This is a genomic window from Pandoraea horticolens (assembly GCF_902459555.1).
Taxonomy (GTDB): Bacteria; Pseudomonadota; Gammaproteobacteria; order Burkholderiales; family Burkholderiaceae; genus Pandoraea; species Pandoraea horticolens.
Map to the genome: position 1 here is coordinate 55,618 of NZ_CABPSM010000012.1, position 16,121 is coordinate 71,738.

Genomic DNA, 16,121 nt, shown 5'->3' on the forward strand with positions numbered 1-16,121 from the left:
CAACCTCGGCGGGAACGGGAGGCCATAGGCTATCGGGCGGCGACTTTTGGTGTGTCAACTTTATAACGCAACACGCCGTAATATGCCACTCCCGTCGTCGGGCGGACGAGCAATGCCTTATACGGCGTGGCTTTGCGGCGTGTTTTGCCAATTATGTCAATTCCGCCATTTTGGCGTCATTTTGGCGTTGGGGGCGCGCCCCTACCATGGCGGCGTTCCTTCCGGTACCGGCACGGCGCGGTGGTGCGCGTACCGGACGGCCCCTTCTCCGTACGCCTGCGACTGCGCCCGAGCGCGTCTGAACCATGTGGATTGTCAACGTTGCGCTCAAGCGGCCATACACGTTCATCGTGATGGCCATTCTGATCCTGCTCGCCACGCCGCTCGCGCTCATGCGCACTCCGGTCGACGTGCTGCCCGAAATCAATATCCCGGTGATCAGCGTCATCTGGACTTATAACGGTCTGTCCGCACAGGACATCGCCGACCGGATGATCTCCGGTAACGAACGCGGGCTGACGACGACCGTCAACAACATCGAACACATCGAGTCGCAATCGTTGCCAGGCATCGGCATCATCAAGATCTTCCTGCAGCCCACGGCCAACATCCAGACCGCCATCGCTCAGGTCGTCGCGGTCGAGCAGGCGCAGGTCAAGCAGATGCCGCCGGGGGCGACGCCGCCGCTCGTCATCAGCTACTCGGCCTCGTCGATCCCGGTGATGCAGCTCGGTCTGTCGAGCCCCAGCCTGTCGGAGCCGGCACTCAACGATACGGCGCTCAACTTCCTGCGCCCGCAACTGGTCACGATCCCCGGTGCTGCCGTGCCCTATCCGTATGGCGGCAAGACGCGGCTGATTTCGGTGGATATCGACACGCGCGCCCTGCTCGCCAAGGGGTTGACGGCGCAGGACGTAGTCGCCGCCGTCAACGCCCAGAACCTGATTCTGCCGACCGGTACGGCGAAGATCGGCCCGCGCGAGTACACGGTCGACATGAACGGCTCGCCCCCGACGGTCGAGGGGCTGAACAATATCCCGGTGCGCACTGTCGGCGGCGCCACCACCTATTTGCGTGAAGTCGCACACGTGCGCACAGGCTTCTCGCCGCAGACCAACATCGTGCGTCAGAACGGCCAGCGCGGCGTGCTGATGTCGATCATGAAGACGGGCGACGCCTCCACGCTGTCTGTGGTCGACTCGCTCAAAGCGCTGCTGCCCGAGGCACGTGCCGCGCTGCCACCGGATCTGCATATCTCGGCGCTGTTCGATCAGTCGGTCTTCGTGAAGGCCGCCGTGCAAGGCGTGATTCACGAGGCGCTGATCGCCGCCGCGCTCACGGCGGCCATGATTCTGCTGTTCCTGGGCAACTGGCGCAGCACCTGCATCATCGCCATCTCGATTCCGCTCTCGATCCTCTCGTCGCTGCTCGCGCTGCACGCGCTGGGCCAGACGATCAACATCATGACGCTCGGCGGGCTGGCGCTCGCGGTGGGTATTCTGGTCGACGACGCGACCGTGACCATCGAGAACATCGAGCGCCATCTGCACATGGGAACCCCGTTGCACGAGGCGATTCTCGATGGCGCAGGCGAAATCGCCGTCCCCGCGCTCGTCTCGACGCTGTGTATCTGTATCGTGTTCGTGCCGATGTTCTTCCTGACGGGCGTGGCGCGTTACCTGTTCGTGCCGCTCGCCGAGGCAGTGGTGTTCGCAATGCTGGCGTCGTATATCCTTTCGCGCACGCTGGTGCCCACGCTCGCCATGCTGCTCATGGGCCGTGCCCATCAGGCCGACCCGAATGCGAAGCCCGGTGCGTTGCGTCGCATCTACCTGCGCTTCGACGCCGGCTTCGAGCGCATGCGCGCCGCCTACATCGTCGTGCTCTCGATGTTGCTCGTGCGCCGGCGCGTCTTCGCCACCGGCTTCCTGGCCTTCTGCATGCTGTCGATGGGGCTGGTGTTCGCACTGGGCGCAGACTTCTTCCCGACGGTGGACGCAGGCGACATCCGCATGCACATGCGCGCGCCCACCGGAACGCGCATTGAGGAAACGGCGCGTCTGGCCGATGAAGTTGAGAAGGTCGTGCGCGAGGTCGTGCCCGCCCACGAACTCGAGACGATACTCGACAACCTCGGCCTGCCTTACAGCGGCATCAACCTGTCGTACAGCAACGCCGGCACCATCGGCACACTCGACGGCGAGATTCAGATCGCGCTGAGCCCGGATCATCATCCCAGCGCGAGTTACGTCGACAAGCTGCGCGCCCTGCTGCCGCAGCGCTTCCCCGGCGTGGAGTTCTTCTTCCAGCCCGCAGACATCGTCACGCAGATTCTCAACTTCGGCCTGCCTGCCGCCATCGACATCCAGATCAGCGGCAACCAGCAACTGGCGAACTTCGACGTCGCCACGAAGCTGCTCAAACAGGTGCGGCAGGTGCCAGGCACCGTCGACACGCACATCCAGCAACGGGTCAACGCCCCGACGCTGCGCCTGAACATGGATCGCACGCGTTTGCAGCAATTGAATCTGAACGCCAATGCGGTCGCCCAGAACGTGCTGATCTCGCTTTCGGGCAGTTCGCAGACGTCGCCGGGCTTCTGGTTCAACAACCAGAACGGCGTGGAGTACAGCCTGTCGGTGCAATCGCCGCAGTACCGCATCAGTTCCATCGACGACCTGCTGCGCCTGCCCGTGGCAGGCACCGCCAACAACGGTCAACCGCAACTGCTCGCCAACTTCGTGAAGGTCGAGCCGAAGCAACAGTTCGCCGTGGTCAGTCACTACAACATCCGCCCGGTGATCGACATCTTCGTGAGCGTGGAAGGCCGGGATCTGGGCAGCGTGGCAGGCGACATCGACAAGCTCGTCGCGCAAGCCCGCAACGATTTGCCGCGTGGCAGCCAGATCACCGTGCGCGGTCAGGTCAGCACGATGCAAAGCTCCTACCTCGGGCTGGGCGTGGGCGTGGCGATGGCCATCGTGCTGGTCTATCTGCTGATCGTCGTGAACTTCCAATCGTGGGTCGACCCGCTCATCATCGTGAGCGCCCTGCCCGCCGCACTCGCGGGCATCGTCTGGATGCTCTTCCTCTCCGGCACACGGCTCTCGGTGCCTGCGCTCACGGGGGCCATCATGACGATGGGCGTGGCAACGGCCAACAGCATTCTCGTGGTGGCGTTTGCACGGCAACGCATGGAAGCCGGCATGGCGCCGCTCAAGGCCGCGCTCGAAGCGGGCGCGAGCCGGATTCGTCCGGTGTTGATGACCGCGCTCGCGATGATTATCGGCATGGTGCCGATGGCACTCGGATTGGGCGAAGGCGCCGAGCAGAATGCGCCGCTGGGCCGTGCGGTCATCGGTGGACTGCTGTTCGCCACGGTCTCGACGCTGTTCTTCGTGCCCCTGGTTTTCGCCGGCATCCACACGCGGCTCGTGCAGAGACAGGCGCACAGGGCCGAACAGGACGCCACCCGGCGTGAGCGCTCGGCAGGCCATTCGCCGACACCCCCCATTCCGAAGGGCAACGATGGCGACGGCGGCAATGGCAACGCATGACACGCCGCAACCGGCTTCCCCCACACCAGATACCAAGTCTTGACGGGTTGAACGACATGACCGAGAAACATCACGCCGAACTGGCCATTCCAGAGCACGATCCCGCCAGCGGCCGGCAGTTACCGCCGCGCCGCGGTGAATTCCGGCGCGCAAAGCTCATGCTGATCGTGGTGGCCGTACTGCTGGTCGCGGGTGCGGCGCGTACGACCCTTTCCAACGCGCTCCAACGCCGTGAAGTCGCTAGTGCTACGGCCGAGAACGCCCGGCAGTACGTGAGTGTTGTCACGCCGCAAGCCACCGAGGCGAGTGAAACGCTGTTACCCGCCACGTTGCGCGGCGCGGTCGAGTCGCCCATCTACGCACGGGCGACCGGCTATCTGCTGCACCGCTATGTGGACATCGGTGCCCGCGTGAAGCAAGGTCAGTTACTGGCCGATCTCGATACGCCGGAAATCGATCAGGAACTCGCACAGGCCGTTGCGCAGCGCAATCAGATCAGCGCAAGTCTGGGGCTCGCCAAATCGTCGCTCGAACGTTGGCAGCAACTACGTCAGCGCGACGCCGTCTCTCAGCAAGAACTCGACGAGCGTCAGAGCACCTACACGCAGGGCGTCGCCAATCTGGCGGCGGCCGACGCCAACGTCAAACGGCTTCAGCAACTCGAGTCGTTCAAGCGGATCGTCGCGCCCTTCGACGGCGTGATCACGCAGCGCAATGTCGACGTCGGCGATCTGATCGATGCGGGCAGCGGCAACAGCCGTGCGCTGTTCTCGCTGGCGCAGACGGACCCGCTGCGCGTATACGTTCAGGTGCCGCAGGCTTACGCACAAGGCGTGAGCGTGGGGCAGTCCGTCGTGGTGACACAGGCCGAACTGCCTGGGGAGCACTTCCGGGGCAAGATCACGCACGTATCCGGCGCAATCGACGTGGCAACCCGCTCGCTGCAAATCGAGGCCGCCCTGCCAAATGCCGACGGCAAGCTGCGCCCGGGCGCCTACGTGCAACTGGCGCTGCCCAGCGCCGTACAGGCGCATCTGAGCGTGCCGTCCAACGCACTGCTGTTCCGCGCAGAAGGCCCGCGCGTGGCGGTCGTGGACGATCAGGGCGTCGTTCATCTTCACAAGATCGTCATCGCGCAGGACCTCGGACAGGCGCTGGAACTCGCCGATGGGGTGTCGGCGACCGACCGCGTCATCGTCAACCCGAGCGATTCCATCGACGATGGCGACCATGTGCAGGCCAAGGCGCTCGAAAGCAAGGGCGGCGCCAAGGCGGGTGGCAAGCCACAAGGAGCCCAATCGTGAACGCGCCTGCGCGCAACGCGCGTCTCGGCGCAACGCTGCTCGCCGTCACGGCACTGCTCGGAGCCTGCGCCGTCGGCCCGGACTATCACCGCCCCGAAGTCTCGACCCCGCCCGACTGGAAGACCGACGGATACTGGCGGCTCGCGCAACCATCGCACGCGCCGTTGCAGCCCGATTGGTGGAAAGGGTTCCGGGAGCCCGCGCTCGACGCGCTCGAGACGCAGGCGCTTGCACAGAACCAGACACTTGCCGCTGCCGTCGCGCACTACGATCAAGCGCAGGCGACGCTGTCCGGCATTTCAGCCCAACGGCTTCCGGAAGTCGATGCGTCGTTCGGTCTGGCCCGCCAGCGCATCTCGTCAAACCGGCCGGTCACGAGCTACTCGTCGTCCAGCATGTCCACCGTGCAAAACAACGTGCAGGCCGGCCTCGGCGTGAGCTACGACACCGACCTGTTCGGCCGCATCCGCCGTCAGGTCGAAGGCGCGCGCGCCTCTGCCGAACAGGCTGCCGACGATCTGACCAACGCTCGTCTGGTGCTCACAACTCAACTCGCCACCGCCTATTTCCAGTTGCGCGCCCTCGACGCCGAAATCCAGGTGCTCGATGAATCCGTCACGCTGCAACAGAAGGCGCTCGACTACGTGAGCGCACAGCACGATCTCGGCGCCGTTTCGGGTCTGAATGTTCTCCAGCAACAATCGGAACTCGACACCACCCGAGTACAGGCGCGCCTGCTGCATCAACAACGCGACCAATACGAGCATGCGATTGCCGCGCTCGTCGGGGTGCCCGCCCCCGCGTTCTCGGTGCCGGCCGGCACATTACCGGGCACCCTACCGCCGATTCCGCTCGGCGTGCCGAGCGATATCCTGCAACGCCGTCCGGATGTGGCGTCGGCCGAGCGCGGCATGGCGGCCGCGAATGCGCAGATCGGAGTGGCCAAGGCCGCATTCTTCCCGAGCCTGACGCTCAACCCCGGCATTGGCTGGCAAAGCACGGAATTCGCTAACTTGCTGTCTGCCCCGAGTCTGCTGTGGACCGTGGGCACGCTCGCAACGCAGGCGATCTTCGATGGCGGACGGCGTCAGGCCGGGGTCGACTTCGCGAGTGCGGGATACCGTGCCGTGGAAGCGAACTACCGGCAGACGGTGCTCACCGCGTTCCAGCAGGTGCAAGACGGCGTGGCCGGTTTGTCGGTGCTCGACGCCGCCGCGCGCGAATCGCATGCGGCCGTCGTCGACGCCCAGCGGCTCCTGAGTCTGGCCAACGACCGCTATTCGGGGGGACTCACGGCATATCTGACTGTCATCACGGCGCAGCAAGGGCTGCTGGCGAGCGAGCGGCAGGACGTTCAGATTCGCGGCCAGCAACTCGTCTTGTCGGTCGCGCTGGTGAAGGCACTGGGCGGCGGCTGGCTACCGCCATCGGACACATCCTCTGACTCGTATAATGCGCAAAGATGAGGTGGCGACATGAAAGTACTGATCGTTGAAGACGAACACAAGGTAGTGGACTATCTGCGCTCCGGGCTGACCGAGCAAGGCTGGGTGGTCGACGTAGCGCTCGACGGCGAGGAAGGCACGCATCTGGCGCTGGAGTTCGACTACGATGTGATCGTGCTCGACGTCATGCTGCCCAAGCGTGACGGTTTCGCCGTGCTCGGCTCGCTACGCGAGCGTAAGTCGACGCCGGTCATCATGCTCACGGCCCGCGATCATGTGAACGATCGCGTGCGCGGCCTGCGCGAAGGCGCAGACGACTATCTGACCAAGCCCTTTTCGTTCATTGAACTGGTGGAGCGTCTGCACGCCCTCGCCCGCCGCACGCGCGTGCAGGAATCGACGCTGATTTCGGTCGGCGACCTGTACGTCGACCTGATCGGCCGCCGGGCCACGCGCGACGGCCAACGGCTCGACCTCACCGCCAAGGAGTTCCAGTTGCTCTCGGTGCTTGCTCGCCGACAGGGCGACATCCTGTCCAAGACCGCCATCACCGAACTGGTCTGGGACGTCAATTTCGACAGCCACACGAACGTTGTGGAGACCGCCATCAAGCGGCTGCGCGCCAAGCTCGACGGGCCGTTCCACACCAAGCTGCTGCACACGGTACGCGGCATGGGCTATGTGCTTGAGGTGCGCGAGGCCTGAGCGCCGCGCGTGAGCGTCGTCATGAAACACTCGATCTCCCGCCGCCTCGCCGCCATGTTCGCCGTTGTGGCGCTGTCGGTGTTCGCGCTGGTGGGCACCGCCCTTTACCTGATGCTGCGCGTGCAACTGGAGCGGCACCTGCGCGAATCGCTCGACGACCGCGCACAGATCGCCCACATCATCGTCTATCACGGCGGCACACCGGGAAAGTGGCAGATCGCTCGCGAAAAACTCAGCGACATGACACCGCGCGACGGCACCACGACCTACGCCGTGACGAGCGACGACCCGAACTACACGTTCGGCACGCCGGTGAGCGGCATGTTCGTCAAACGCCTGTCCAACGGCTACGTGCGGTTAAAGCCCGACAACGGCGGCGACGACATGCTGACCACACGCGAAATCCTGCCGCCCTATGGCTCGCGACCAGCCGTCGCCCTGCAGGTTGCCGCCAGCTATTCGCCGAACGAGCGCACGCTGCGCGCCTTCGGCCTCGGCCTCGCGGCACTCTCCGCCCTTGGCAGTCTTGGCGTGCTGCTGCTCAGCTATTCCGTGACACGTCTGGGCCTGGCGCCACTCACGCGGCTCACACGAGAAGCCTCCGAAATCAGCCCCGACAACCGCTCGCAGCGGCTCGATACGCGGTCGTTGCCCGTCGAACTCGACGATCTGACGCACTCGTTCAATGGTGCGCTGGCCCGGCTCGACAGCGCGTATGAGCGGCTGGAGTCGTTCAATGCCGACGTGGCGCACGAGTTGCGCACACCGGTAACCATCCTGATCGGGCAAACGGAGGTGGCGCTCACGCGCGAGCGACCCGTTGAGGATTTGCGCGCGTTACTGCAATCGAATCTGGAAGAGTTGGGCCGCATGCGCACGATCATCAACGACATGCTGTTCCTCTCGCGCGCCGATCAGGGTGAGCGCGCGACAGGGCTCACGGCCGTGTCGCTCTCTAGTGAAGCGGTGCACACGCTGGAGTTTCTGGAGATTCCACTGGAAGAAGCCCATGCGACGGCCCGTCTGCATGGCAGCGCCATTGCGCACGTGAACAAAGCACTGTTCGGGCGCGCACTGGCCAATCTGGTGATGAACGCCGTCGAGCATTGTGCGTCAGGCGCCAATATCGACGTCCGGATCTCGTCCAAAGTGGATGACGCCCGTCAGGTGAGCATCGAAGTCACCAACCCCGGCGAGCCAATTCCGCCCGACGTGCTGCGGCACTTGTTCGATCGCTTCTACCGGGCAGAGCCGTCGCGCACGAACAGCCGAGAGAATCACGGGTTGGGGCTGGCCATCGTCAAGGCGATTGCCGAAATGCACGGCGGCACCGTCTGGGCCCGCAGCAAAGGCGGACTCAACACATTCGGCTTCTCGGTGTCCACCGGCCGGAAAACCGGCACACCACCCCTCGATGACGAACCGTCTCAAAGCCACGACGGCGCAACAGCGCCGTCGTCTTCCCTCGCGCATCAGACGCCCTGACGCGCCTGAACACCGACGACTTACTGAAAATGGCCTGGGGCGCGAAAATCGTCAGGGCCTCGTGCGCATACGCCGCCGCGACCGTCATCTGCACAAGACGTGCACGCAGCTCGAGATTCTCACGCTCAAGATCCCGCACTCGCCGCTGGGCGTCTGCCGCATCGATCGCGGCATCGGTAGCCGGGTTGTGAGCCCCCGGTATCGTGTGGAACAACGTCAAGGCATTCGCCTGATTCTGTTCGAGCTTCTGCGCCCAGGCGGACTGGCCGCCTGACAGCGGTGATCCCGGTGGTGGGACGGCCGGCACTTCGTACACCGCACGGGCACGTGCGATGGCTTTCTGCACCGTACCGGCACTAGGGCGACGTGTCACACCGGCCTGCGCAATGAAGCGCAGGTACGTCTGCGCGCCATAAATGCGGTGCGTGACTTTCCATGCCTTCAGGAAAAATGCATCGAGAAAGGCGGGATTATCGTGAGGATGAGCCGCGTCGGCATCGCGTGCAGCCGCGAGCAAGGCAGCATAGGTTGCATCGTCGAACTTCAAGGCGGAACGTGCCATCGCGGTCTCTGGTTGCTTGCCGTATCCGGCGGGCGGTGCGCGCCGACGCGCCATGACTGGCGACGTCGGCAACGCTGCGGTCAAGGCGACAACGGACGCGTCGTGCGTCAGACAATCCCTTTATTCAACTCAGGGCTTCGGCGCCGGCGCAGGAACCGGCGGCACCCACTTGCGCTTGGCGGACGGGTCCTGCGTGACGGCGATCGCAACTGCCTCGGTGTAGTTCACCGTGACGGAATCGCCGACCTTCACGCCTTCGAGCAACTTCGGATCGCCGACAGCAATGTCGACCGTGCGCGACGGTCCACGCAGTGTCACGACATTCGAATTACGGTCGATACGCTGGACGGTAGCGACGACTTTCAGATTTCGTGCGGCGTCGGCCGCCGGACGCTGTCCCGGTGCGGCACGATCGGCCGCTTCCGTGACTACCCGGCTGCGAATGCCATCGCCCGGTGCGACGGAAATGGCCACGGAACGCTCATACGCCACAACCACCTTGTCGCCCTTGCGCATCTGATCAAAGTTCCGCACCTCCGGCCCGACCACCAAAGTCACGGGCTTACCGTGGTCGTCGGCCACTTGAATGGTACGGTCCTTGGCATTGACGCCGAGCAGCGTCGTACCGAATTCGACTATGCCCCCCTTTACGATCGGCGCCGGTCGCGTCGCATCCTGCGCATGCGCCACCGTACCAAGCGACAACAGTCCGGCAAGAATCATGGCTTGCGTAAGCTTCATGGTGAATCCCTTTGTTATCGACGAATGCGATTCCCGCATCAGGATCGCAATTAGTTAATTATCCGAAGAAACATGGCGGGTTCGGCCTGACTTGGTAAAAACCCGAATGTTTCGGGTGGATAGTAACAAAATATTTCAAGGCGCAATGTAATTCTGAGTTACATGGCAGATATCGGCGTCGTCATATGATATTCAAATGTCCCTGAGAATTCCCTCGCGACACCTCCGATTGCCCTATCCATGGGGAAGAAAAGTATCGCATCTTGAGGTAGATCAACCATTTTTCCAGCCCGACGCGGAAATAGAATCACCTTCGTCATCAAAATACACCACAAATTGTTATGAAATTACTCAGGACATTCAAGTAATTCATAATCCTTTCGGATGAAGCGTATACCCCTTGACGATTTGCATTCCGAATCACTATTCGGCTATCGATGGGACGCGAATCTGATGGCGTCTGACGCGCCTTCCGGCCCTTAGGTCGGGCGCGCTTGTAGGCCGGACGGCGAGAACGTTATCCTTGTCGCATGAACCGTCGCATTCTTATCGCTCCCGAAGACGTCGAACTCACCGCCATGCGCGCTCAGGGCGCCGGTGGGCAGAACGTCAACAAAGTCTCCAGCGCCATCCATCTCCGCTTCGATGTGATGCGCTCGTCGCTGCCTGACGATGTCAAATTCCGCCTGCTCTCCCGGCTGGATCACCGCATCACTCAGGACGGCATCGTCGTCATCAAGGCACAGCAACATCGGTCGCAGGAACTTAACCGGGCCGATGCGCTTGCGCGCCTGCAAGCGCTGGTCGATGCTGCCGCCGTCCCGCCCCGCCGCCGCGTTCCGACCCGCCCCACCCTCGGCAGCCAAGTGCGCCGCCGGGATGCCAAGCAGGGCCGCTCTCGCGTCAAGGCGTCACGAGGCAAGGTCTTCTCCAGCCATGACGATTAATGATAATTAAAATTATCTTTTTCCATAAAAAGATAATTTATGTTATCTTTTCTGGAAAAATGCTTGGCAAAATGCTAAGATAAAGCATCATTCCACAATAAAAGCACATCATTATGAGCTTCATGGAATCGCTGGTGGCGGCACGCAAGGATGCCGCCATGACGCAAGCGGAGCTGGCCGATCGCGCCGGGCTGTCTCGCATGACCGTACAAAAGATGGAGTCCGGCGCACTCGACCCGCGCATGTCGACCGTGCTGGAAACGGCGCGCGCCCTCGGACTCGAACCGATGCTCGTGCCGGCCAGTTTGCGGCAGGAAGTCGAGTCTTTTCTTCGCTCCGGCGGTAAATACCTCGCACAACCCAGCGGTGTTTCCGCCCCGCCTTCCATCGTCGAGACGCTCGCCCGCTAACCCGTCCAGGCCCCGGATCTCTGCCCATGAACATCAAATATCTGCGCGCCTATCTGCACATGCCCGACGGGACGCGTCGCGCCATCGGCTATCTCTCGCAATACGGTGACATTCTGCGCATGTCGTTCGACGAGGATTACATCGCCGATGCCCGGCGCCCGGTGCTCTCGCTGGCCTATCGCGGTGCCAACGAGGCCGCGACACGGGAGATTCTCGCGTCGCCGCAAGATGCTCGTCTGGTGCGCACCGACGGTCGCTGGCCGGTCTATTTCGAGAATCTGCTGCCGGAAGGCCATAACCGCGAACGCCTCGCCGCCGAGCGACGTTGCAGCCCGGACGACGAGTTCGAGCTGCTCGCCGCAGCCGGTCACGATTTGATGGGCGCGCTCGAAGTCGAACCCGTGCCGGCACGGGAAGGCGTTCCAGACGTTGTCCACCGCTGGCACACGGCCCTTGGTCTCGAAATGGTGGAGCCGGGTTTCGTCGACACGCCGGTGGAAGACGCGGCCTCGCTGCCCGGCGTGGTCACCAAGTTCTCCGCCATTCGCGATGGCCGGCGCTATATCGTCAAACGTCAGGGACGCGCTGGCTCCGTCATCCTCAAGCTGCCGACCACGCGGCACCCGGATCTGGTCGAAAACGAATTCACGGGCTATCGGTTGTGCGAAGCCCTCGATCTGGATTGCGCGAAGGCAGAGATCGTCTCGCGACGCGATGCCGACTTGCCTGAGCAGGTGCCGTTCGAACATATCCTCGCCGTACCCCGCTTCGACCGTCTGCCCGACGGACGCCGCGTGCACATGGAGGAATTCGCGCAAGTGCTGCAATACCCACCGCGCAGCAAGTACGGGCGCGGGCTCGATACCGACTACACGACGATGCTGCGAGTGCTCGACCAACTGTCCGGCGAGCCGGTGCGCGACGTGCGCGAGTTCCTGCGCCGCCTGATCGCCTTCATCCTGCTCGGCAATACCGACGCCCACCTCAAGAATTGGGCGTTGACCTACCCCGATGCCCATACGCCGCAATTGGCGCCGGTGTACGACCCGGTGTGCGTCGCCGCCTTCTTCCTCGATGTCCCCGAATCGCACTACGGTGTGAACCGGGCCATCGACAGAACATTGCGAGCCTTCGACTGGAACGCCCTGGAAGGTTTGCTCCGGAGCGCCGGGCTCCTTCGTGTCAGCCGGTTGACGACCATCGCACGGGAGACCGTCCGCGAGGCACAGGCCAAGTGGCCTGCGCTGCTCGGCGAAGCACCGAAAGCCGTGCGCGCCACCGTGCTTGAGCGCCTGAATGGCGGCGTCGCCCTCACAGCTTGAATGCTGTCTGCATCTGACGTGCCTCCCCGCAGGAAAAATATTATCCGGGTAATATTGAAATTCAAATAACACCCGGGTAATATTCGCCGGTACCCATATATTCCTATTGCTACCGGAGTCTGCTGTGCCTGCCAATTCCCTTGGATATACCGTCTTTCGCGACATGCGTCGTATCGCGTCGGGCTCGCTCGCCGACGCGGCCATCGCCTATCAGCAGGCAATGATTGCCGATCCGCACGCCTCGGTGCTGATTTTCGACAACCTGACCGGAAATACGCGCGACGTCGACGTGCGCGGCTCGGCCGCCGACATACGGGCGCGATACCCCGCATCGGCCACAATCGTCGCTGCATCCGATGCGCCCGCCGTCAAAGGACGAGGCCGCCCCAAGCTCGGCGTCGTGGCGCGTGAAGTCACCTTGTTGCCGCGTCATTGGGATTGGCTGGCCGAGCAGCCAGGCGGTGCATCCGTTGTCTTGCGCAAGCTGGTGGACGAAGCACGCCGCAAGCATGCCGGACGAGACCTGCTGCGCCGCGCGCAGGAGCGGGCCTATCACTTCATGTCGACTATCGCGGGTGATCTGCCCGACTTCGAAGAAGCGTCGCGTGCCCTCTTTGCGCAGGATCTCGACGCGCTTGGCGCACGAATTGCCGGTTGGCCCGAAGATGTACGCACGCATTTGCTGCGACTCGCATCCACGGACGATCTGGCCGACGACGCCGCATAAGGCAGCGACGAGACCGCTTAAGGCCTTCTAAGCAAGGGGCGCGCGTAGCGCCCCCGACTCCCAGATTTCAATCCTCACCGGGCGGACCGCCGCACCGGACGGGCACCGCTTTGCCTATTGCTTTTGCCACCGCTTCGCATATGCCCCGTTCACGACCCGGCCAAGAACTTCACACCATGACGCAACCCACTTCCGTTCTCCCTGCGCCGCCCCGCCCGCTCTGGCGCACGTGGCTCATGATTGCCGTACCGATGATGCTGACCAACGCGCTTCAGTCTATTGCGGGCACGGTCGACGGCATTTATCTCGGTCATCTGATCGGCACCGACGCTATCGCTGCGGTCTCGGCATTCTTTCCTGTTTTCTTCTTTCTGCTCGCCATCGTGATCGGGCTGTCTGCTGGCGCGACGGTAATGATCGGGCAGGCATGGGGCGCGCGGGATCTGATCCGGGCACGAAACATCGCAGGCACGGCCCTCATGATGATGTTCGTGGCAGGTGTCGTCATCAGCGTGCTCGGCGGTCTGTTCGCCGCGCCGCTCATGCGCGGACTCGGTACACCCGCGAGCGTGTTCAACGCCGCGACCCTTTACGCGCGCTGGATGCTCGTCGGCATGCCGATCGTGTTTCTGCTTTGGCTGACGACATCCATGAGCCGTGGCACGGGCGACGCCGTCTCACCGCTCTTCACCTTGCTGATTGCCACGTTGCTTTCGCTCGGTTTCACTCCGGCGTTCATCTTCGGCTGGGGACCATTTCCCCGGCTCGGCGTAGCCAGCGCCGCCGCCTCGACACTGCTCTCATTCAGCATTGCGCTGTTGTGGATGGCGGCCTGCTGGCGTCATAAAGGACACCCGCTCGCGCCCGATCAAGCGTTGTGGCGCGCCGTTCGCTGGAACCCGGCGCTGGGGCGTGGCATTCTGCGCATCGGTGTCCCGGCTGCCCTGCAGATGCTCACGATGGCCATCGCCGAGATGGCATTGCTCGGCATGGTCAACCGTCACGGCGCGAATGCCACGGCAGCCTACGGGGCTGTCACGCAAGTGATGAGCTGGTTGCAGCTTCCCGTGATGACGCTTGGCGTCACCGCATCGATTCTATGTGCGCACGCCATCGGCGCGGGCCGCAGCGAACGCATCGGCGCCATCGTGCGTACCGGCTTTCTCTGCAATCTGGGATTGACGGGGAGTCTGATCGTCCTGGTGTGTCTGGCAGCCCCGACGATCATGCGCGGGTTTCTGACCGACCCGGACGTGCTGGCACTTGCCACCCATCTGCTCTATATCGTGGCCTGGAGCGTACTGCTCATGGGGATGACAGCAATCATGGTCGGCGCCATGCGCGCGAGCGGAAAAGTGTGGATACCCATGCTTCTGGGCGTTGCCGGACTACTGGGCATCGAAGTGCCCGCCGCATGGGGCTTCGAGCGAATCGCCGGGCTCACTGGAATCTGGTGGGCATATCCGCTCGCGTTCGTCGTCATGTGGGCAATGCAGGGTCTGTGTTACCGGGCCTTCCGGCGGGCGTCGTACCGCGCCCAGAGGAACATCGCCATACCCGCGCAGGACAGCAAAACACCGACCCAACCAGTCGACGTCCAGCCGTAGCCTGCGGAAATCGCCACGCCGCCAAGCCAAGCGCCGGCGGCGTTGGCCATATTGAACGCCGAATGGTTGAGCGCCGCCGCCAGTGTCTGTGCGTCCCCTGCGACGTCCATCAGTCGAATCTGCAAAGCCGGGCCGATGATGATGATGGTGCCGATGGCAAGCACGTTAATGCCGGCCAGCCACGGATTCGACGATGTGAACGTGAACGCTCCGAGCAGGAACGCCGACCAGATCAGCGTGCCGCCGATGGCCCGCATGAGCGAGGCAGCAGCCACCAGACGCGGCCCCACGATGGTGCCCGCCACCATACCGACGCCAAACAGCGCGAGGTAGAACGGCACCCAGGTTTCGGGAACACCGGCGACTTGCATGAGCGTCGGCTTGATGTAGCTGAACACCGCGAACATGCCGCCGAAGCCGATCGCACCGATACCTAGCGTGAGCCACACCTGCGCGTTGCGTAGCGCATTCAATTCGCGCAACGGGCTCGCACCATGAGGTGCCGGGGCATTCGGCACCCAGCGCCAGACCATCACGGCCGTGATCGCACCAATGATGCCGACGAGCACAAACGCCGCACGCCAGCCAAGCCACTGACCAAGACCTGCGGCCAACGGCACGCCGAAGAGCGTGGCGAGCGTCAGACCCAGCATGACCTGCCCCACGGCATGCACACGCCGATGTGGCGGTACGAGCGACGCCCCGACCAGCGCGGCGACACCGAAATAGGTGCCGTGCGGCAAACCGCTCAGGAAACGCAGCACGATCAGCGCGATGTAGCTCGGGGCAAGCGCGCTCGCCAGATTGCCGATAGCAAACATCGCCATGAGCGCAATCAGAAAGGCGCGACGTGGCAGACGCACGCCGAGCACGGCGAGCAACGGCGCACCGATCACGACACCCAGCGCATAGGTGCTGATCGCATGGCCAGCTTGCGGAATCGTGATGTTCAGACCATGGGCAACATCGGGCAGCAAACCCATAATGACGAACTCGCCCGTTCCGATACCGAAGCCGCCCATGGCAAGCGCCACGAACGAGAGCCAGACGGGAATGGACGACTGAGGCAGTGCTTCGGCAGCCTCAGCGAGCAGGACTTGGGGGGCACTCATCGGAATTCGGAATGACAGCCGATGCGGGGACTGAAGGTGTTCGCAACGACCAACGAAAAAGGAAAACGGCATCGGGCGCTGCATAGTCTGGCGATGTCGATCCGCCGACGCAGCCCCGTTCAAGGAGGGCGATTTTACGCCAACCCGGTAACTTCTGCAGCGCGCGTGGGATCAATACCGTGGTATCGACCACCTCG

Annotated in this window: 13 protein-coding genes; 11 read left to right on the top strand and 2 right to left on the bottom strand. The window is 63.3% G+C overall.

What is annotated here, in order from left to right:
• Positions 1–305: 305 nt before the first annotated feature.
• From PHO31112_RS18795 to PHO31112_RS18820, 6 genes are all read left to right on the top strand, one after another.
• The gene (locus tag PHO31112_RS18795) at positions 306–3,557 is read left to right on the top strand and encodes an efflux RND transporter permease subunit (RefSeq protein WP_246178373.1); all 3,252 of its coding nucleotides are present in this window, start codon (positions 306–308) and stop codon (positions 3,555–3,557) included.
• A gap of 56 nt (positions 3,558–3,613) precedes the next feature.
• Positions 3,614–4,861 carry an efflux RND transporter periplasmic adaptor subunit gene (locus PHO31112_RS18800; RefSeq protein ID WP_150621900.1) on the top strand — a complete coding sequence of 416 codons (1,248 nt, stop codon included), beginning with the start codon at positions 3,614–3,616 and terminating at the stop codon, positions 4,859–4,861.
• The gene (locus PHO31112_RS18805; protein WP_174995784.1) at positions 4,858–6,327 is read left to right on the top strand and encodes an efflux transporter outer membrane subunit; all 1,470 of its coding nucleotides are present in this window, start codon (positions 4,858–4,860) and stop codon (positions 6,325–6,327) included. The genes PHO31112_RS18800 and PHO31112_RS18805 overlap by 4 nt, the downstream gene beginning before the upstream one ends.
• A 9-nt stretch (positions 6,328–6,336) precedes the next feature.
• Positions 6,337–7,011, top strand: coding sequence for a heavy metal response regulator transcription factor (locus tag PHO31112_RS18810; protein WP_039375692.1), 675 nt, complete (start codon positions 6,337–6,339; stop codon positions 7,009–7,011).
• Between the two features lie 21 nt (positions 7,012–7,032).
• Entirely contained in the window at positions 7,033–8,496 is a 1,464-nt protein-coding gene (locus PHO31112_RS18815) for a heavy metal sensor histidine kinase (RefSeq protein ID WP_150621902.1), read from the top strand.
• Between the two features lie 61 nt (positions 8,497–8,557).
• Entirely contained in the window at positions 8,558–8,770 is a 213-nt protein-coding gene (locus PHO31112_RS18820) for a hypothetical protein (protein WP_150621904.1), read from the top strand.
• A gap of 417 nt (positions 8,771–9,187) precedes the next feature.
• On the opposite strand, the gene PHO31112_RS18825 is transcribed toward PHO31112_RS18820, so the two are convergent.
• Entirely contained in the window at positions 9,188–9,799 is a 612-nt protein-coding gene (locus PHO31112_RS18825) for a hypothetical protein (RefSeq protein ID WP_150621906.1), read from the bottom strand.
• Positions 9,800–10,329: 530 nt separating this feature from the next.
• On the opposite strand from PHO31112_RS18825, the gene arfB reads away from it, so the two are divergent.
• From arfB to PHO31112_RS18850, 5 genes are all read left to right on the top strand, one after another.
• A complete protein-coding gene (gene arfB, locus PHO31112_RS18830) occupies positions 10,330–10,746 on the top strand; it encodes an alternative ribosome rescue aminoacyl-tRNA hydrolase ArfB (protein ID WP_150621908.1) in 417 nt (138 codons plus the stop codon).
• A 113-nt stretch (positions 10,747–10,859) separates the two neighbouring features.
• Positions 10,860–11,156 carry a helix-turn-helix transcriptional regulator gene (locus PHO31112_RS18835; protein ID WP_150621910.1) on the top strand — a complete coding sequence of 99 codons (297 nt, stop codon included), beginning with the start codon at positions 10,860–10,862 and terminating at the stop codon, positions 11,154–11,156.
• Between the two features lie 26 nt (positions 11,157–11,182).
• Positions 11,183–12,478 carry a type II toxin-antitoxin system HipA family toxin gene (locus PHO31112_RS18840; protein ID WP_425495217.1) on the top strand — a complete coding sequence of 432 codons (1,296 nt, stop codon included), beginning with the start codon at positions 11,183–11,185 and terminating at the stop codon, positions 12,476–12,478.
• Positions 12,479–12,602: 124 nt separating this feature from the next.
• Entirely contained in the window at positions 12,603–13,205 is a 603-nt protein-coding gene (locus PHO31112_RS18845) for a DUF2239 family protein (protein WP_150621914.1), read from the top strand.
• A 176-nt stretch (positions 13,206–13,381) separates the two neighbouring features.
• A complete protein-coding gene (locus PHO31112_RS18850) occupies positions 13,382–14,812 on the top strand; it encodes an MATE family efflux transporter (protein WP_217427047.1) in 1,431 nt (476 codons plus the stop codon).
• On the opposite strand, the gene PHO31112_RS18855 is transcribed toward PHO31112_RS18850, so the two are convergent.
• On the bottom strand, positions 14,710–15,924 hold the full coding sequence (locus PHO31112_RS18855) for an MFS transporter (RefSeq protein ID WP_150621916.1): 1,215 nt from the start codon (positions 15,922–15,924) through the stop codon (positions 14,710–14,712). The genes PHO31112_RS18850 and PHO31112_RS18855 overlap by 103 nt on opposite strands.
• Between the last annotated feature and the right edge of the window lie 197 nt (positions 15,925–16,121).